The following is a 16,844-nucleotide window of genomic DNA, read 5'->3' as shown; positions in this document are numbered from 1 at the left end:
TGGCTGTGGTGAACACAGCATCATGCAAGGAGAATTATCATGAAAGTATCACCCTCCATTCGCAAGCGTTGTGCCAAGTGCCGTATCGTTCGGCGCAAGGGTATTGTTTTCATCATTTGCGAAAATCCTAAACACAAACAGAGACAAGGGTAGTTGAACCATGGCAAGAATTGAAGGTGTTGATCTTCCCCGCAATAAGCGGACAGAAGTGGGTCTGACCTACCTTTTTGGTATTGGCCCTACCCGCGCCAAGAAGATTTTGGCTGATACCAAAGTCAATCCCGACACGCGCATCAAGGACCTGACGGAAGCCGAAGTTTCCGCCATTCGCGAGTACATCTCCAAACACTACAAAGTGGAAGGTGATCTTCGCCGCGAAGTCCAGATGAACATCAAGCGTTTGATCGAAATCGGCTCGTACCGTGGTTTGCGCCATCGCCGCAACCTGCCCGTTCGCGGTCAACGCACCAAGACGAATTCACGCACCCGCAAAGGCACCAAGAAGACGGTTGCCGGTCGCGGTCGTCGCCGTGGCGCCAAGAAGTAATCCTGTCCGAAAGGTTAAGAAACTATGGCTCAGAGTGTACGTTCCACGCGCCGGGCAGCCGGTGCGAAGAAAGGCAAGCGCTCCCTGTCACGCGGACAGGTGCATATTTTCGCTTCCTTCAATAATACGATCGTTACCGTTACCGACACCGAAGGCAACACCATTTCCTGGGGTTCCGCTGGTTCTGCTGGTTTTAAAGGCTCCCGCAAAAGCACACCTTTTGCTGCCCGCCTCGCCGCTGAACAGGCGATCAAATCTGCTCAACAGCAGGGTTTGCAGGAAGTGGAGCTTTATGTCAAGGGTCCCGGACCCGGACGCGAGAATGCAATTCGCGCCGTCCAGGCGATGGGCTTGAAGGTGTTGTTGATCGCGGATATTACCCCGGTGCCGCATAATGGCTGCCGTCCGCCGAAACGTCGACGCGTGTAAGTGAGGTTGTTTATTTATGGCTAAATCATTAAGTCCGGTTTGTAAACTTTGCCGTCGTGAGGGCGAAAAGCTCTACCTCAAAGGCGAGCGCTGTTTTACTCCTAAATGCGCGTTTGAACGACGCAGTTTTGCACCTGGTCAGCATGGCAAGACCGCTGGTCGCGGTAACCCCGGTTCGACCGGTCGCGCCTCCGACTTTGCCCGCCAGTTGCGCGCCAAGCAGAAGGCTCGCCGTATCTACGGCGTGCTCGAACGCCAGTTCCGCCGCTATTACGATACGGCGATCACTCGCCGCGGCCTCACCGGTTTGAACTTGCTTCAAATCCTTGAGTCCCGCCTCGACAATGTGGTCTTCCGCCTCGGCTTTGCCTCCAGCCGCGCGCAGGCTCGCCTGCTCGTGACCCATGGTCACTTCACGGTGAACGGCCGCCGCACTGATGTTCCCTCGATGCTTCTCTCCGATGGGGACGTGATCGCAGTGCGTGAAGGCTCCGGCAAACTTTCCTACTTCAAAGAACTGAACGCCTACGCTGAAAAGCGCAATGCCCCTACATGGCTCAGCCGCGATCTGAAAGCGATGAGTGGTTCTGTGGCTCGCATGCCGGAACGCGCCGAAATTGACGGAAGTCTCGACGAACAGTTGATCGTCGAATACTACTCCCGACGCTAATCCTTCTTACGCTTCGGGTCCGGACTGCAAGTTGGTCCTCGACCCGGAGCATGATCAACAGGGAAAGGTGAACCGTGACGGGTCTCATTACGAACATGGTCATGCCCAAGATCGAGCGCGAAGCAGAAGCTCGAAACTACGGCAAATTTATTATCAGCCCGCTGGAAGGCGGCTACGGTGTAACGCTCGGAAACGCCCTGAGGCGTGTCCTACTTTCCTCCTTGGAAGGCACAGCGATCACATCGGTACGCTTTGCGGATGTGCTGCATGAATTTAGCGACGTCCCCGGCGTGCGCGAAGATGTCATTCAGGTGATGCTCCAGATCAAACAGGTTCGCATCAAAATGGATGGCGTAGACAGCGCCCGCATGCACCTGGAAGTACGCGGCGAGGGAACGGTCACCGCGGCGGACATTATTACCCCCGCCGAGATCGAGATCGTCAACCCTGATACGTATCTCTTCACCGTGGATAACCCCAAGACCAAGCTTGACGTCGAATTCGTCGTCGAACGCGGGCGCGGTTATTCTCCAGCCAACGACCGCTCCGGGCATACACCCATTGGCGAATTGCCAGTTGATGCGATCTTCAGCCCGGTCAAGCGTGTCAATTGGGAAGTTGCATCTGCCCGCGTTGGACAGAGCACGAATTACGACAAACTTATATTGGAAATCTGGACAGACGGCACTGTTTCACCCGAACGTGCTCTCAGCTCCTCAGCCCGCATCCTCATTGATCACCTCCGCTATATCGCTGGTGTGAACGAGGAAATGCTGACGGTGGCAATTGAGCGCGAAACTTCCGGTAGCCGCCTGAGCAGTGAACTGGCAGAAACGCCAGTGGAAGCCCTCGATCTCTCGGTACGCGTTTTCAACTCGTTGAAGCGCACCGGCATCACCACTGTGGGTGACGTACTCGAACTCCTTGAAAAAGGCGAGTCTGCAGTCATGTCCATTCGCAACTTCGGTGAAAAGAGCCTCGATGAGCTTCGCGATAAAATGCGCGAAAAAGGCTTTTTGAAAGACCAACCTTCGGAGAACTAAGAAATGCGACATTCAGTAGCAGGTTATCGATTGGGACGCACCAAGAGCTCACGTATCGCTCTGCGCCGCAACCTGATCAAACAATTCTTCACACACGAGCGCATCCAGACCACCAAGGCCAAGGCTGCCGCCATTCGCGGCGACGCTGAACGCCTCATCACGCTCGCCAAGAACAGCGCCGATGCCAGCGCGGACCAGAAGGTTCACGCCCGCCGCGTCGCCATCTCCAAACTGGGAGATAATCAGATCATCAAGCGCCTGTTCGATGAGATCGCTCCTCGCTTTGCTTCACGCAACGGTGGTTACACCCGCGTGACCAAACTCGGACCACGCCTCGGCGATGCCGCTGAGATGGTTGTCCTTGAACTTGTAGAAGAGTAAGAACAGTCATCAGTAAACAGTAATCGGTGAGTTTTTCACTGCTTACTGTCCACTGGTCACTGGTTAGTGTAAATGGCACGTTACCAAGTGATCCTAGCCTACGACGGCGCCCGGTTTACCGGCAGCCAGCGACAGGCGAATTCCCGGACGGTACAGGGCGAGCTCGAAAACGCCCTTCATCAGATCGGTTGGATGGGAACATCCGTCATCATGGCGGGCAGGACCGATACCGGCGTCCATGCAACGGGGCAGGTGGCAGCATTCGATTTCAACGAATGGTCGCACCCAGCGGACCGATTGTTGCATGCGCTCAATGCAAAACTCCCTGCTGATTTGGCTGTGAGAAAGATAAAGCCCGTTCATGCGGATTTCCATCCACGGTTTGATGCGCTCTCGCGAGCGTACCGCTACAGGTTATTCTGCGAACCCATCCGTGACCCATTGCGGGAAAGGTTTGCATGGCGCCTGTGGCCAAGACTCGATGGTGATGCTCTCAACCAGACGGCGGAAGTCTTCCTCGGCACACATGATTTTGCCTCCTTCGGTTCAGCGACCTCTGAAAAGGGGACGACGACCCGCACGGTGACAGAATCCGAGTGGAGACGAAAGCCCAATGGAGAGTGGCAGTTCGAGGTCCGGGCAGATGCGTTCCTATATCGAATGGTTCGCAGGCTGGTGTTCGTTCAGGCGGCTGTCGCGCAGGGAAGAGGTTTGGTAGAAGAAGTTCAGCTTGCGTTAAAAGGGCAGGCAAAACTTCCTGCTGGATTGGCTCCTGCACATGGTTTGAGCTTGATCGATGTCGAATATGGATCACTGAATAGAAAATAAAGAAACGGAGAGACGAAAGTGCAACAAAAGACGTACTATCCGAAGGCCGCTGAGATTCAGCGCGACTGGTTACTCGTTGACGCAGAGGGTAAGAACCTTGGGCGTCTTGCTGCGCGCATTGCGCACGTTTTGCTTGGAAAACACAAGCCAACCTTCACGCCTGGCGTGGAGATGGGCGACTTTGTTGTGGTGGTCAACGCACAGAATGTGACAGTGACCGGAACCAAGACCGAGTCCCGCCTTACTTCCAAGATCTACTACAGCCATTCGGGTTACCCCGGTGGGTTGAAAAGCATTTCCCTGCGCGACCAGCTCGCTCAATATCCCGATCGCGCACTGCGCGATGCGGTATGGGGCATGCTCCCGCACAACCGTATGGGACGCGCCGTGCTCAAGCGTTTGAAGATCTATGGCGGCGCTGAACATCCCCATGGCGCTCAAAAACTCAAGGCTTTGGAATAAAGAAGGAAAGAAAACATGGCTCAGTATTTCGAAGGTATCGGACGCCGCAAAGAGAGCACTGCCCGTGTTCGTGTGGCTAGCGGCAGCGGAAAATTCGTTGTGAATGAAAAGGACGCCGCTGCGTTCTTCACCCGCTTTGGCGACTTGCAGGACATCCTCCGCCCGTTTGGCGCGGTGGGTGAGGCAGCTGCCAAGTACGACGTGACCGTTCTGGTCAACGGCGGTGGTGTGGCTGGACAGGCAGATGCAGTTCGTCTCGGTGTCGCCCGCGCGCTCCAGGGCATGAACGTGGATTGGACTTCCGCCCTGCGTAAGAAGGGTTTGCTTACCCGTGATGCCCGCATCAAGGAACGCAAAAAGCCCGGTCTTAAGAAAGCCCGCAAGGCTCCGACCTACACCAAGCGTTAAAATTTTTTGGGGTGTAATACCCTGTGGGTAATCCGTAATACGTAATCCGTAATCACTTACGAGTTACGAATTACGGATTACGCGTTTAACGATAAAGGATAAAAACTCATGGACTTTTCACTCGTCACTTCTGTTTTTGAGATGCTGCGCCTCACTCCGCCCTCGAAACTGACCCTGCTCTCCGCTCAGAGTTTTACGTTGCGGCATTACCCACCGACCCCGCCTGATATTGACACGCTGATCCTCGGTATTGACTCGCCGGATTTGGCTCGTCAGGTTGCACTTGTGTTGCGAATTGTCTATGCGGATAGCCATACAGTGTCGGCTGTGGGAAAAGCAGGGGTGACCGAAACAAGCCTTGCCGGGTTCGGAGGCGCGGATCTTGTGTATCCCGTGTCGCTTTTTGTTCCTTCATTGGGCGAAGGGACGTCCTTTGAAGCCTTTGCCGAGATCGTCTCCCATTTGCGTGCGCCAGATGGATGCCCATGGGATAAAGAGCAAACACATGCTACCTTGCGCAAGCATTTACTCGAAGAATCTTACGAGACCTTGTCTGCGCTTGATGCCAACGATGTTGATGGAATGCGGGAGGAATTCGGCGACCTATTGCTTCAGATCGTTTTGAATTCACAGATCGCATATGAGTCTGGCGAATTTACCATGACCCATGTGACAAAAAGTATCTACGATAAGATCGTCCGCAGGCATCCGCATGTTTTTGGCGATGTGAAACTGAATGGGGTGGATGATGTGCTCACAAATTGGGAGAAGTTGAAGGAAAAGGAAAGAGGCGGAAAAAAAGAGGACAAAGGCATCTTGGATGGAGTTCCTGCTGCGCTGCCTGCTTTGAATCAGGCGCAGGAGTATCAGGACCGGGCGGCACGCGTCGGCTTTGACTGGTCCGAGATCGACGATGTTCTGGAAAAAGTCCGTGAGGAGATCGAGGAGATCAAGGCGGCTGAAAACCTGGAGCAGGTAAAAGGGGAGTTGGGTGACCTGTTCTTTGTGCTTGTTAACTTGTCTCGATGGCGTGAGGTGGATGCTGAATCAGCCCTGCGTGAGGCGAATCTGAAATTCAAGCGCCGCTTTGGGTACGTGGAAAAAAGTGCCAAGGCACAAGGGCGTAATTTATCAGACATGACACTGGAAGAGATGGACGCATTTTGGGATGAAGCAAAAAAAATAGGATTGTGATGTACAATTGTTTGTGAGTTGTAAGCATTTTCACAAACAGAAGCATATAGAATCCAGTTATGGAAGCACAAAAACCTCAGTCAACTGCAAAGTGGGATATACCCGATCTGTGGGCAAGCAATGGGCGCTGCCCGGCTTGTGGCGCTAAACCGCTTAAGGTAATGCATTTGCCAGATCTACCAGATTATTTAACCTGCCCCAAATGTGAAGTTTCATTTGAAGTGGAAAATGGGGGCAGGGAAATTCGGATTAAGTATTTGCCAGACCGGTTTGAGTCCGCTGAAGAAGCCTTGCTGCGCCGTTGGGTTGATGCGGGGGCTATTCATGCAATCATTGAAAGTAAGTGCAAGGAACCAACAAGAAGTCAGGTTCTTGTTCCTCAACAAGAACCACCGTCTGCTCCCAAAGCGCCTTTGACAGATGAGGAGGTTTGGAGCCGGACACTGACCATGTACCGTATGGGCAACAAGCCTGGTGTGATCGAAATGATCCTACAGCAGGCAGGCGCTACACATGAGCAAGCTATTGCTGCTTGCACGCGTTTGAAGCAACAGGTAGAAGCGACCGCCCGTGTGCAAAGCCAAAAGGTGATGATGATTGCTGGCGTTTCGATGTTTCTTCTGGTCGGTGCCTTTGTTACCTGGTTTTTCTTGAGCGGGACATTTACTGAACTGACAAGCGGAGCCACCCCAGAAGCCATTGTTGAAGAGGATTCAAATACCACGATCGATTTTACAAACCTGATACCAGACGGGGTGCAACCTCAATTAGGTCTGCCAGATACGACTGTCAGCAAAAGCAATGTATCAGAAGCATCCTGCCCGAGGAATGCGGCAGGAGCTGCAAAGACCTTTGGCGGAAGTGCTGATCTTTGGGAAAAGACCACCCAATACCCAGCTTGGCAACTTGTTAGCGCTGTTACAACCTATACGATTCAGGTACCTCCCGGCATGGTTGCAGGGTATGTAGACAATGAATCTCTCCAACTCAAGTCGATCCATGGACCTGCAGTGATCAGAAACGTGAATTTTATTGTGATAAACTGCGAATAAAGATCAATTGACGTTCCCTTCTTTGGTTAAAAATTGTATAATGCCTCTCCATATCCTGCGTACAGGATATGGAGAGCGTTTTTATTATTAACAAGGAGAGAAAAGAATGCATATCAACTTTGCTATGTGGCGAAAAGCGTCCTGGCAGCTCATTAAGATGGACGACAAAAAAGAGTGGGATGGGTTGGATATCGTTTCAAAGTGGTTGATCGCCACTCGTTCGGCTGTTACATTAGTTACAGTTTATTCTTCAGTCATTGCCGGGATTCTTGCTGCACGTGATGGGGCATTCGATTGGCTGACCTTTATTATTGTGACCCTTGGCTTGTTCATTGCGCACGGCACCAATAATATTCTCAATGATTATACCGATTACACTCGAGGTGTTGATCGTGATAATTACTTCCGTACCCAGTATGGCGTGCATCCCTGGTTCAAAAATTCTGGGATACGTCAACGTCCATTCGGTGGTTCATTGCCAGCGGATTTCTAGCCACTTTGGCGGGTGTGTATGCGCTTTATCATACTGGTTTCAACACTACCACTCTCGGCTTATTCATATTCGGCGCGATCGTTTTGCTGGCTTATACATACCCATTTAAATACTGGGGGATCGGCGAATTTTTGATCTTTCTCATTTGGGGTCCGATCTTGATCAGTGGTGTGTATTTTGTACTTACTGGCAACTGGGACTGGAATGTAGTCCTTGCCGGGGTCCCGTTCGGCTTAAGCGTTGGCACCATCAACGTTGCCAAACATATTGATAAGCACGACCCCGATAAAGCCAAGGGTGTCGGCACATTTCCGGTCCGTGTAGGGGAGGCGAATGCCCGCCGAGTTAATCAGGTGGCAGTGGTGTTGATCTACCTCGTCACCCTTTACCTTGTGTTGGATGGTTATTTCACACCGGTCATGTTATTGATCTTCCTTGCCTATAAGGAAGCCCTTATGCTGATCGGAGTAATGAACAAACCTAAGCCCACAGAAGCGCCTGAGGGGTGGCCCGCCTGGCCTGTTTGGTTCTCCGGTTTTGCGTTCCAGCATAATCGTAAGTTTGGTGGTTATCTCATTCTGGGTCTTGTTCTTGAGCTTTTGATCGCCAAGTTCCTGCCTGGTTTTTGGACCGGTTTGTTCTAAATTGCAATTGCGTGCATAAAAAAGAGGCTTCCATTTGGAAGCCTCTTTTATTTTATATATTTTGCACCACTAGATCTTCGATCTCCATCCATTCCTCGTTCCCTTCCAGCACTCCAAAGGCAACTTTACCCTTTGGGTCGAAAGCTGCGTATTGATTATCGATCCAGATAACCAAGCCCAGGGGTGGATGCGGACTTATGGGAGACTCGAACACTGGGGCTTCATCTACGTACCAAACCACCCGGTTCGAACTCCACTCCAGCTTGTAGACATGCCATTGAGTGACATCCACCTCGAGAACGGACGAGTCCTCGAGGACGACCTTGCTTAGCATATGGCGGGTGGTCTTTGGTGAAAAAGGCAGTACCAACCCGGCAGGAATCAATGATGGATGAAACTTTGGCGAGCAAAAACTTTGTGCGAGGAAACCCTGTGCGGGTTTGTCGCTAAATGACAAATAATTTTCCTGTGAAGCTCCAAAGAACCAGGCTGCGTTTGGCAGAATCGGTAGACGAAAACGGTTTGCCCCAAAGCCAAGTGACATGCCAAAGGGGTCATTCCACACACCAAACCCCCAAGTTCCAGGGATGGCGAGGCTCGAGACCCGTGCACGCAGGCTCAAAGTCAGTGAGTGATGCGGAAACTTTTTACGGGGCAGACCAAAGTAATCGTCGATCTGTGCAAAACGATAGGCAGATGAATCTCCGGCGGGAATCTTCATCAAATACCCTTTTTCTGTTTTCTCAATGCTTGCATTCGGGGTGGTTCTTGCTTTCATAATTCATCCTTCTGGGCTCATCATTTTTTGTTTACCAGCCAAATTCCAAAGATAATAATTGCGCCGCCAATGAGCGTGATGGCTGTGATCTTCTCGTTGATCATGAAGGAGGCAAGGACAGTAGTAACAAGCGGCTCGACATTGAAGAACGCCCCAAGTTGGGAGGCGGGAATTTCCTGCAAGGCATCATAAAATGCAATGTATGCCAACCCTGAACCGAATATGCCAAGGATGAGAATCGCGCCCCAGCCAGAGGAACTCAAATTGGCAACTTCGCTGATGCCCGGACCAAAACCGAAGATCCAAATGTTGACAAAGATCCAGCCCAATAGCATTACGAAAAACATCATCCGTGCGGCGGGGTGACGCGCCAGTTCCCGGCGCGATAGGATGGTATACACCGCCCAGTTTACCGAACTGATGAGGACAAGCAGATCGCCGAAGGTTCCTTCTTCGCCGGTGAATAAGGCGGAGATATTCCCTTTACTGACGATGAGCAAAACCCCGAACGCAGCCAGCACGATGCCGAGAATCTGAAGTCCATTTAGTTTTTCTTTGAGTGCGATTCCGCCGAGAATGGCAATGAAGACTGGTGTGGTTGCTACGATCCAGGCGGTGGTGGTGGCTTTTGCAGTTTGCAGACCCGTGGCTTGTAGAATCTGATGGAATGTTACCCCAAGGAAGCCGAGCATGGCAAAGTACAACCACTCGCTTTTATCAGGAATGGCAAACTGCTTTCTGATGGTGACTACAATGCCAAGGATTACCGTCCCCATGCCGAAGCGGATCCACACAATGGTGGCCGGTGAGGCTTCACGTAGAGCGATCTTGGTGGCAATAAAGGTGCCGCCCCAAATAAGGACGGCGAACAAGGCTTCGAAATAGGGGAGTACTTTGGATTTGGACATGGCAGCGATTATAACAATTTGCATACTACATTCGGGTTGGTGTGCCCATCTTGATGTGGTTACCCTGCCCGTTTTTCGCCAGGGTACTTGTGCCCATCGGGTATAATAGCCTCTTCGGAGGCACTAGTTACATGGAAATAACCTGGTATGGACATTCTTGTTTTAGGCTGACAGAACGCAACTATGCGACCGTCGTCACCGACCCGTTCGATCACAAGGCAGTTGGGTACGACGCGCTCAAACTAAAGGCGGATATTGTCACCGTCAGTCACGACGCGCCCGGTCACAATAACATGGATGCGGTCAAAGGCTCGGAGCATATTATTGACGGTGCGGGCGAATTCGAAATTGGCGGCGTCTTTATTACAGCTGTGCAAACGGCTGGCGGCGGCAAAAAGACCAAAGACAAGTCTCGCAACACTTTATATGTGTTTGATTACGAAGGCATCACAGTTGCACATCTCGGCGACCTGTTGGAAGTTCCCACTCAAAGTGAAGTGGAAGCCCTGGGAACGGTCAACGTCTTGCTACTTCCGGTGGGAGGCGGGAACAGTCTCAATGCCGCCAAAGCCGCAGAAGTGGTCAGCACCATCGAGCCGAACATCGTCATCCCCATGCACTATTCCACGGATGCCGCCAAGATCAAACTTGAACCACTGAGCAAGTTCCTCAAAGAAATGGGGTTGGGCAAGATCGAATCCCTGCCTTCTTTGAAAGCCACACGCTCGTCCCTGCCGCAGGAGACGAAGGTGGTTGTGCTCGATTACCAACAAGGGTAGTATGGCTGTAAAAGTGATCATGACCTGGGATATCGCAGCAGAACGCGATCAGGAATATTTTGAGTTTGTGATCGGTGAATTCGTGCCCGGTGTGCAGCGGCTTGGTTTGCAGCCTGCCGAAGCATGGGCAACCCTTTACGGATCCTACCCGCAAATTCAGGTTGGCTTGCTCGCCACTGATGCGCACGAAGCCCGGCGTGTGCTTGCCTCTCCTGAATGGGGTATGCTGCAAGACCGCCTGTTCAACTACGTCAAGAACTATTCCTATAAGGTCGTGCCGGTTCGCACTGGTTTTCAATTCTAACGATATGCAAGCACAAATGAACGCAGGTGCCTTTGAACGCACCGGCGTTCATTTGTGACGAAACAATGAAACCTAAATCCCTCAACTTCCTGCCGTGGTTCTTCTTTGCCGCGGCATTTCAGTCTCTACTTGCCGTTATGGCTCTCCTTCGTGTTCCATCTGAAGGGCTCTCTCTTGCGCGCCTTGCATTGCTTGGCATCATGGGTGGGGTCTTCGTTTCTGGAATTGGATTGGGTATTTATTCCCGCCGAAACCCTTCTCGCTTCGAATGGTTGTATGCCACATCGGTCGTTTATTCTTCTGCGCTTCTCGGTTTGACCTTTAGCCTGCTCTTGTTCCTCTTGCGCTATCTCAACCCGGAGCGTTTCCTGCCATATTACGAGCGGATGAGCCCGTTGCTTTGGCTGTTCTTCTTCCTTGCCGCCGAAGCGACCATAGTTCTCCTTCTCCTCAAAAATGGATTTCATCCGCAGGCATTGACAGACCGTAAACCCATTTATCTCGCGGCAATTCTGCCTCTTTGCATTTTGTTGGCGGTATTTTTGTTCGTTGCCACCACCCAGATCGGTGTCAAGCCTGACACTGCCTATTGGGGCGAACCAGGGGTTGCCATACAAGGCTGGCATTTTTTGCTTGCCCTCTTAATTGGCCTTATCACTTTGTTATTGTCTTTTACAAATTACACGGCACGCCTAAGTCAATATGAAGACTTAATTCTTCCGGTTGTGATATACCTTGTTGCCGCTGTTCTCTGGCTAAGTGTTCCCCTTTATACACTTGAGAATAGCTTTTACGTCTCCATCACTCCTCCCACGAACCTGCCTCTGCCTTACTCCGATGCCGGGTTTTATGATTTCTCTGCCCAAAGCCTGCTGATCGGAACTGGTTATTTTGGCGGCATTCCGCCACGCCCGTTATACGTAGTTTTTCTGACCGTTCTGCACCTGCTCTTTGACCAGAACTATCCTGCCATTATTTACGCCCAATCGCTCGTGCTGGCGTTATTCCCGGTTGCTTTGTATTTCCTTGCAAAGAGACTGCATTCTTCCGCCGCTGGTGTGACAGTTGCCCTCTTTGCCATTTTTCGAGAATATACAGGACTGTGGATCGCCTCCAATACCCGTGTGGCGAATTCCAGGATTTTCACAACGGATTTCCCGACTGCGTTTAGTATCGTCTTGATCTGTCTGGTCGTGCTCTGGTGGCTGGAGCGCCGCGATCTCCGCTCGACCTTGATCGCAGGCGGCTCATTTGGTGTTTTCCTTTTGTTTCGCACCCAATCCATGCTGACTTTACCGGTGTTGTTCGTACTGGTATTGCTGGTAATGAACTTCAAATGGGGTGAGTGGCTCAAGGCTGGCATTGTTTTTGCCGCCTCGATGACGCTTGTGGTTTTGCCGTGGTTGACCCACAACTATACCGTTTCCGGGCAATTTTCATTTGACGACCCTAATCAAGTGGCAGTTATTTATAGCCAATATGCATTTACCGGCAATCTTGACTTGAGCCAATTCAACCCGGAAACTGACAGCGTGCGAGAACGCATTATTTCCTTCACACTTGAAAACCCTGCGTATGTGACGAACTTTATCGCTTCGCATTTTCTCAATACTGAGATCGGCGGATTGCTTGCTTTGCCTCTCATCAAGCCATTTAATGGATTGCAGGAACCCGTCAATTTGTATTGGGTGACCTGGGATGGTAACCTGGAATGGTACAACGTCCTTCTGGTTCTGGTTTACCTGCTGGTCACTGCACTGGGATTTGGTGTGGCGTGGCGGCGTATGGGCTGGCTCTCCCTGATTCCGCTAGCCTTTAATGTGGGGTATGCCCTTTCCAATGGAATTGCCCGTTTCTCAAGTTGGCGTTACAACCTGCCGGTTGACTGGGTCTTTTATCTTTACTTTGGGGTAGGTGTCGTTGAGTTGTTTGGCGCGGTTAGCTTATTGTTTGGCGCAAAAAACAAGAACCCCATTTCTCAAATTGAAACTGTGGAAGCCAGTCCTCTTCAGTTTGCCGATTTCCGCGTGCATTATCTATTGCCTGTCCTGGCATTTGTATTTGTTGGGTCACTACCCTGGCTGGCAAAGGGACTGGCTGCGCCGCGTTATACAGCTTCTCAGGATGACCTGATCACAAAACTTGAAGCAGATGGATATGATGGAAACGAGATTCGCGTATTTCTGCAGCATCCCAAAGCAGTCCTTTCGGAAGGCAGAATCCTTTTCCCGCGCATGTACTGGAGAGGCGAAGGGCTTTCTTCTGCAAACCCTTGGCAAGCTTATGCTGTTCAGGATTTTCCGCGAATTGGTTTCGTATTGATAAACTCTGGTCATCAGGACCTGATCTTCCCAACCCGGGAATTACTGGATTTTCCCCAAGGTGCAGACAGCATAGTCCTCGCTTGTGCTGGCAACAATGACCTTCTGCATGTACGCGTGATCTCATTTGGTGAAGCGTCGTACCAAAGCGTCCTCTTGCAGAACCTTGTTCGGATTGAATGATCCTGCTAACTTTTTATTGGTGACCATGAACCGCCTCTCATCTCAGCTCCTGGCTTGGTACCACACCCAAAAGCGGATTCTCCCCTGGCGCGACCACCCCGACCCGTACGCCGTGTGGGTTTCGGAGATCATGCTTCAGCAAACGCGGGTGGATACGGTTATTCCCTATTTTGAAAAATGGATGCAGTTATTTCCAACCGTCAAAGCACTTGCTTCAGCACATGAGCAGGATGTTCTCAACGCTTGGGAAGGGCTGGGCTATTACAGCCGTGCAAGAAATTTGCACAAAGCTGCCAAGGTGGTTGCCGAGAAATTCAACGGAGAATTGCCGCGTGATCTGGAAGACCTGCGCAGCCTGCCGGGAATTGGACGCTACACCGTCGGGGCGATCGCTTCGATGGCGTTCGGCATGGATGAAGCCACGTTGGATGGGAATTTGCGGCGGGTATTTTCCCGCCTCTTTGATGTAGATGAATTTGCCGATTCGCCTCTAGGCGAAAAAATACTCTGGGATCTGGCTGCAAAGAATTTGCCCAAAGGGCAGGCTGGCGATTACAACCAGGCACTCATGGATCTGGGCGCGACCATTTGCTTGCCGAAGAATCCGCGTTGTTTGCTGTGTCCGCTGATGAGTTTGTGTAAATCCCGTGAGAACGGCACACAGGAATTGCGCCCGGTCTTGAAGCCGAAGAAAGCGGTGCCGTCTTATGTCCATGCGGCAGCGGTGATCGTGGAGCGTGGGCGCGTGCTGCTCAGTCAACGCCCGGCGGAGGGATTGCTGGGGGCATGTGGGAGTTCCCGAACGCGAGAATAGATGGCGACCCGGCTAAGGCGATGGTCAAAGCTTTGAAAGCTGCAACCCAGATTCAGGTTAAGAAAAAAGAGGCGTTGCAAGTTGTCGAACATGCGTATAGTCATTTTAAGGTGACAGTACATCCATTCAAATGCGAAAAGGTTTCAATCCCCAAAAATAAAAATTTGAAGTGGGTGAAGTTGAGCGAGTTGGAAGAGTACCCGATGGGCAAGGTAGATCGGCAGATCGCCCGCCAAATAAAATGACCGCCTTGCGACGGTCATTTTTGTTTATGATTTACTAAGTGTCACGAAGACCATCGGTCTGCGTTTGGTTTGCTGATGCAGGTAACTCTTTACCGCGTTGATGATGTCTTTTTCGTCGTCGAAGCCATCGTTGTGGACCATGCGCAGGATGAGTTTGCGGACCTCTGGAATGAGTGATGTGGCTTCTTCTGGTGAGACGAAGCCGCGGGTGATGACTTCGGGCTCGTGCAGCAAACGACCGGTTTTCTTGTCGATGCTGATGTCGATCAGCAGGATGCCGTTGCGGGCAAGTTGACTGCGTTCCTTCATCACATCGTGGTCGATGTCGCCGATGGATTCGCCGGTGACGAAGACGTAATCGCCGGGGATGCGTTCGCCGCGCATGAGCTTTTTGCCGACCAGTTCCACCACCTGACCGTTCTCGGTGACGATGATGTTTTCTTGTTCAATGCCGAGTTGTTGAGCCAGTTCGGCGTGCCGCATGAGCTGACGCAGTTCCCCGTGAATGGGCATGAAGTGCTTGGGGCGTACGAGGTTGATGAGCAGTTTTTGCTCTTCTTGTGCGGCGTGACCCGAAACGTGAATGGGAGCGATGCCGTCGTGAATGACTTTCGCGCCTCTTCTTAATAGACGGTTGATGGTCTTGCTGATGCTCTCTTCATTGCCGGGAATCGGGTGCGAGGAGAGGACGATGGTGTCGCCGTCTTTGAGGTCGAACTGACGGTTTGTGCCAGCCGATAGACGCCCAACGATGGATGAAGGCTCACCTTGCGAACCGGTACACATGATGACCACCTTGTGGTTCTGCATTTGCAGCGCCTGTTCGATGGACACGATGAGGTCATCGGGGATCTCAAGATATTTCATCTTGCGCGCGATCTTGACATTGTCTACCATACTCGGACCAGCCAATGCCATCTTGCGTCCGGTCTTGGCGGCGGCGTCAGCGACCTGTTGCACTCGCGAGATCAGCGAGGCGAAGGTGGCGATGATGATTCGTCCGTTGGCTTCACTAAAAACTTTATCGAATGCCGGACCAATGACAGACTCGGACGGAGTCCAGCCGGGGCGTTCGGCGTTGGTCGAGTCGGAGAGGAGCAAGTCCACGCCGCGGTTTGAGAATTCGGAGAGCTTGGCGAAATCGGTGGGCCAGCCGTCTACCGGGGTTTGGTCGAACTTGAAGTCGCTCATGTGAACGACGAGACCTGCCGGGGTGGTGATGCCGATGCCAACCCCATCTGGGATGGAGTGGTTGACGTGGAAGTATTCAAGCAGGAAGGGACCGACCTTGGTCGACTCGCCTGCCTGGATGGTCTTCATTTGGGCTTTGTGCTGTGCGCCGTTGCGGTGCAGTTTGGCTTCGATCAGCCCGCGGGTGAGCGGGGTCGCGTAGACGGGCACGGGGATATCTTCAATAAAGTGTTGGATCGCGCCGATATGGTCTTCATGCCCGTGGGTGATGAATAAGCCCAGGACGCGGTTTGCGCGCTTCTTTAAATATTCATAGTCTGGGATGATGTAATCCACGCCCAGCATGTCATTTTTGGGGAACATGATGCCAGCGTCTACCACGATGATGTCGTTGCCGTACTCGTACGCCATCATGTTTTTTCCCACTTCGCCCAGGCCCCCGAGCGGGATAATTCTTAATTTATTTTTTCTACTCATATAGTTTTTCTGTGTACCTCACAAATTTCAAATTTTTACTTGTACCCAAATTGGGTGTAAACCGCCTATGCGGTAAAAGTCAAGGAAAGTGTTATGGGGTTTTTTGCAAGTAGAACCTGCAGATCTAAACTTTGAAATGTCAAAAGTCTTTTCCCTCAAACAAACAAAAAGACCTTCGCTGACTTGCTCGCGAAGATCGGTGCCGGTAAAACACGATTGTTCTCAAACAAACTGCCGAATTTGGCAGGAAAAGTCAACTTAACTGATAAAGAGTATAGCAGGGCAGGGGAGATTTGTCAAAGAAGGTTTTAGCGAAGGTACTACGTACGGCGTTGCCGCTTTTGACGCTCAAGCATCAGGTTGAACTGCAATTCTTTATCGCGGATCATCTTTTTGATACGGCTGCGCTGGGCATCTTCATAAGTGCCAGTGAGCCGTTCCTTAAGAGCAGCGATTTCCTGCAATAGCTCCACTTCCGGTGAGACAATGCCCGCATTTTTTAATGCCGAATAAGCCATGCGCATATCTTCAGGCGTTTCGAAATATGCCGTCAAGTCGAGGGGCTGCCCCTTGCCTTTCAGGTTATCGAAATCGCCGCGCTCCTGCGCTTCCTTGATGATGGCTTCTACAATTTTTTCAAAACCCATAATTTGGCATTATATACCTAATTTCACAATAAAAATTGACAATCTT

Annotated in this window: 22 protein-coding genes; 18 read left to right on the top strand and 4 right to left on the bottom strand. The window is 51.5% G+C overall.

The annotated features are described in order from the left end of the window. Positions 1-39: 39 nt before the first annotated feature. The 13 genes from rpmJ (at position 40) to IPG80_RS19810 (ending at position 8,151) form a co-directional block, all read left to right on the top strand. Entirely contained in the window at positions 40-153 is a 114-nt protein-coding gene (gene rpmJ, locus IPG80_RS19870) for a 50S ribosomal protein L36 (protein ID WP_345110852.1), read from the top strand. 7 nt (positions 154-160) lie between these two features. Next, the gene (gene rpsM / locus IPG80_RS19865) at positions 161-547 is read left to right on the top strand and encodes a 30S ribosomal protein S13 (protein ID WP_345110849.1); all 387 of its coding nucleotides are present in this window, start codon (positions 161-163) and stop codon (positions 545-547) included. 24 nt (positions 548-571) lie between these two features. Continuing rightward, positions 572-976 carry a 30S ribosomal protein S11 gene (rpsK, locus tag IPG80_RS19860; protein WP_345110846.1) on the top strand — a complete coding sequence of 135 codons (405 nt, stop codon included), beginning with the start codon at positions 572-574 and terminating at the stop codon, positions 974-976. Between the two features lie 16 nt (positions 977-992). Then, the gene (gene rpsD / locus IPG80_RS19855) at positions 993-1,646 is read left to right on the top strand and encodes a 30S ribosomal protein S4 (RefSeq protein ID WP_345110843.1); all 654 of its coding nucleotides are present in this window, start codon (positions 993-995) and stop codon (positions 1,644-1,646) included. Positions 1,647-1,720: 74 nt separating this feature from the next. Then, positions 1,721-2,689: a DNA-directed RNA polymerase subunit alpha gene (locus IPG80_RS19850; protein WP_345110840.1), complete on the top strand. Its 969-nt coding sequence runs from the start codon at positions 1,721-1,723 to the stop codon at positions 2,687-2,689. Positions 2,690-2,692: 3 nt separating this feature from the next. Further along, the gene (rplQ, locus tag IPG80_RS19845) at positions 2,693-3,070 is read left to right on the top strand and encodes a 50S ribosomal protein L17 (RefSeq protein ID WP_345110837.1); all 378 of its coding nucleotides are present in this window, start codon (positions 2,693-2,695) and stop codon (positions 3,068-3,070) included. 72 nt (positions 3,071-3,142) lie between these two features. Beyond that, positions 3,143-3,898, top strand: coding sequence for a tRNA pseudouridine(38-40) synthase TruA (gene truA / locus IPG80_RS19840; RefSeq protein ID WP_345110834.1), 756 nt, complete (start codon positions 3,143-3,145; stop codon positions 3,896-3,898). 18 nt (positions 3,899-3,916) lie between these two features. Then, on the top strand, positions 3,917-4,360 hold the full coding sequence (gene rplM, locus IPG80_RS19835) for a 50S ribosomal protein L13 (RefSeq protein WP_345110831.1): 444 nt from the start codon (positions 3,917-3,919) through the stop codon (positions 4,358-4,360). A 15-nt stretch (positions 4,361-4,375) separates the two neighbouring features. Continuing rightward, positions 4,376-4,768: a 30S ribosomal protein S9 gene (rpsI, locus tag IPG80_RS19830; protein ID WP_345110828.1), complete on the top strand. Its 393-nt coding sequence runs from the start codon at positions 4,376-4,378 to the stop codon at positions 4,766-4,768. 108 nt (positions 4,769-4,876) lie between these two features. Further along, positions 4,877-5,962 carry a nucleoside triphosphate pyrophosphohydrolase gene (mazG, locus tag IPG80_RS19825; RefSeq protein WP_345110826.1) on the top strand — a complete coding sequence of 362 codons (1,086 nt, stop codon included), beginning with the start codon at positions 4,877-4,879 and terminating at the stop codon, positions 5,960-5,962. Positions 5,963-6,021: 59 nt separating this feature from the next. Continuing rightward, positions 6,022-7,014 carry a hypothetical protein gene (locus IPG80_RS19820; RefSeq protein ID WP_345110824.1) on the top strand — a complete coding sequence of 331 codons (993 nt, stop codon included), beginning with the start codon at positions 6,022-6,024 and terminating at the stop codon, positions 7,012-7,014. A gap of 106 nt (positions 7,015-7,120) precedes the next feature. Continuing rightward, a complete protein-coding gene (locus IPG80_RS19815) occupies positions 7,121-7,507 on the top strand; it encodes a hypothetical protein (RefSeq protein WP_345110821.1) in 387 nt (128 codons plus the stop codon). A 14-nt stretch (positions 7,508-7,521) separates the two neighbouring features. Then, positions 7,522-8,151: a prenyltransferase gene (locus IPG80_RS19810; protein ID WP_345110818.1), complete on the top strand. Its 630-nt coding sequence runs from the start codon at positions 7,522-7,524 to the stop codon at positions 8,149-8,151. A 52-nt stretch (positions 8,152-8,203) separates the two neighbouring features. On the opposite strand, the gene IPG80_RS19805 is transcribed toward IPG80_RS19810, so the two are convergent. Both IPG80_RS19805 and IPG80_RS19800 read right to left on the bottom strand, forming a co-directional pair. Next, complete coding sequence (locus IPG80_RS19805; protein ID WP_345110815.1) at positions 8,204-8,929, bottom strand: family 16 glycosylhydrolase; 726 nt, start codon at positions 8,927-8,929, stop codon at positions 8,204-8,206. A gap of 20 nt (positions 8,930-8,949) precedes the next feature. After that, positions 8,950-9,837 (bottom strand): EamA family transporter, encoded by an 888-nt coding sequence (locus tag IPG80_RS19800; protein WP_345110812.1) that lies wholly within the window; start codon positions 9,835-9,837, stop codon positions 8,950-8,952. A gap of 131 nt (positions 9,838-9,968) precedes the next feature. Here IPG80_RS19800 and IPG80_RS19795 point away from each other — a divergent pair, with 131 nt between their 5' ends. From IPG80_RS19795 to IPG80_RS19775, 5 genes are all read left to right on the top strand, one after another. Further along, on the top strand, positions 9,969-10,616 hold the full coding sequence (locus IPG80_RS19795) for an MBL fold metallo-hydrolase (RefSeq protein WP_345110809.1): 648 nt from the start codon (positions 9,969-9,971) through the stop codon (positions 10,614-10,616). A gap of 1 nt (position 10,617) precedes the next feature. Then, on the top strand, positions 10,618-10,920 hold the full coding sequence (locus IPG80_RS19790; RefSeq protein WP_345110806.1) for a hypothetical protein: 303 nt from the start codon (positions 10,618-10,620) through the stop codon (positions 10,918-10,920). A gap of 65 nt (positions 10,921-10,985) precedes the next feature. After that, on the top strand, positions 10,986-13,424 hold the full coding sequence (locus tag IPG80_RS19785; RefSeq protein ID WP_345110803.1) for a glycosyltransferase family 39 protein: 2,439 nt from the start codon (positions 10,986-10,988) through the stop codon (positions 13,422-13,424). Positions 13,425-13,449: 25 nt separating this feature from the next. Continuing rightward, positions 13,450-14,238, top strand: a complete 789-nt coding sequence (mutY, locus tag IPG80_RS19780; protein ID WP_345110800.1) for an A/G-specific adenine glycosylase — start codon at positions 13,450-13,452, stop codon at positions 14,236-14,238. After that, on the top strand, positions 14,211-14,483 hold the full coding sequence (locus IPG80_RS19775) for an NUDIX domain-containing protein (RefSeq protein ID WP_345110797.1): 273 nt from the start codon (positions 14,211-14,213) through the stop codon (positions 14,481-14,483). Before mutY ends, IPG80_RS19775 begins: the two co-directional genes overlap by 28 nt. A 24-nt stretch (positions 14,484-14,507) precedes the next feature. On the opposite strand, the gene IPG80_RS19770 is transcribed toward IPG80_RS19775, so the two are convergent. Then, positions 14,508-16,151: a ribonuclease J gene (locus IPG80_RS19770; protein ID WP_345110794.1), complete on the bottom strand. Its 1,644-nt coding sequence runs from the start codon at positions 16,149-16,151 to the stop codon at positions 14,508-14,510. A 320-nt stretch (positions 16,152-16,471) separates the two neighbouring features. Continuing rightward, on the bottom strand, positions 16,472-16,798 hold the full coding sequence (locus IPG80_RS19765) for a DUF1992 domain-containing protein (RefSeq protein ID WP_345110791.1): 327 nt from the start codon (positions 16,796-16,798) through the stop codon (positions 16,472-16,474). Positions 16,799-16,844: the final 46 nt, after the last annotated feature.

Source organism: Candidatus Villigracilis vicinus (assembly GCF_016702885.1).
Classification (GTDB): Bacteria; Chloroflexota; Anaerolineae; order Anaerolineales; family Villigracilaceae; genus Villigracilis; species Villigracilis vicinus.
Note: the sequence above shows the minus strand (reverse complement) of the source record. Positions and strands in the feature narration are given on the sequence as shown.

Coding starts and splice junctions, on each gene's coding strand:
- rpmJ (WP_345110852.1), top strand. CDS start 40: ATGAAAGTATCACCCTCCATTCGCAAGCGTTGTGCCAAGTGCCGTATC.
- rpsM (WP_345110849.1), top strand. CDS start 161: ATGGCAAGAATTGAAGGTGTTGATCTTCCCCGCAATAAGCGGACAGAA.
- rpsK (WP_345110846.1), top strand. CDS start 572: ATGGCTCAGAGTGTACGTTCCACGCGCCGGGCAGCCGGTGCGAAGAAA.
- rpsD (WP_345110843.1), top strand. CDS start 993: ATGGCTAAATCATTAAGTCCGGTTTGTAAACTTTGCCGTCGTGAGGGC.
- rplQ (WP_345110837.1), top strand. CDS start 2,693: ATGCGACATTCAGTAGCAGGTTATCGATTGGGACGCACCAAGAGCTCA.
- truA (WP_345110834.1), top strand. CDS start 3,143: ATGGCACGTTACCAAGTGATCCTAGCCTACGACGGCGCCCGGTTTACC.
- rpsI (WP_345110828.1), top strand. CDS start 4,376: ATGGCTCAGTATTTCGAAGGTATCGGACGCCGCAAAGAGAGCACTGCC.
- mazG (WP_345110826.1), top strand. CDS start 4,877: ATGGACTTTTCACTCGTCACTTCTGTTTTTGAGATGCTGCGCCTCACT.
- IPG80_RS19820 (WP_345110824.1), top strand. CDS start 6,022: ATGGAAGCACAAAAACCTCAGTCAACTGCAAAGTGGGATATACCCGAT.
- IPG80_RS19815 (WP_345110821.1), top strand. CDS start 7,121: ATGCATATCAACTTTGCTATGTGGCGAAAAGCGTCCTGGCAGCTCATT.
- IPG80_RS19805 (WP_345110815.1), bottom strand. CDS start 8,929: ATGAAAGCAAGAACCACCCCGAATGCAAGCATTGAGAAAACAGAAAAA.
- IPG80_RS19800 (WP_345110812.1), bottom strand. CDS start 9,837: ATGTCCAAATCCAAAGTACTCCCCTATTTCGAAGCCTTGTTCGCCGTC.
- IPG80_RS19795 (WP_345110809.1), top strand. CDS start 9,969: ATGGAAATAACCTGGTATGGACATTCTTGTTTTAGGCTGACAGAACGC.
- IPG80_RS19790 (WP_345110806.1), top strand. CDS start 10,618: ATGGCTGTAAAAGTGATCATGACCTGGGATATCGCAGCAGAACGCGAT.
- IPG80_RS19785 (WP_345110803.1), top strand. CDS start 10,986: ATGAAACCTAAATCCCTCAACTTCCTGCCGTGGTTCTTCTTTGCCGCG.
- mutY (WP_345110800.1), top strand. CDS start 13,450: ATGAACCGCCTCTCATCTCAGCTCCTGGCTTGGTACCACACCCAAAAG.
- IPG80_RS19775 (WP_345110797.1), top strand. CDS start 14,211: ATGTGGGAGTTCCCGAACGCGAGAATAGATGGCGACCCGGCTAAGGCG.
- IPG80_RS19770 (WP_345110794.1), bottom strand. CDS start 16,151: ATGAGTAGAAAAAATAAATTAAGAATTATCCCGCTCGGGGGCCTGGGC.
- IPG80_RS19765 (WP_345110791.1), bottom strand. CDS start 16,798: ATGGGTTTTGAAAAAATTGTAGAAGCCATCATCAAGGAAGCGCAGGAG.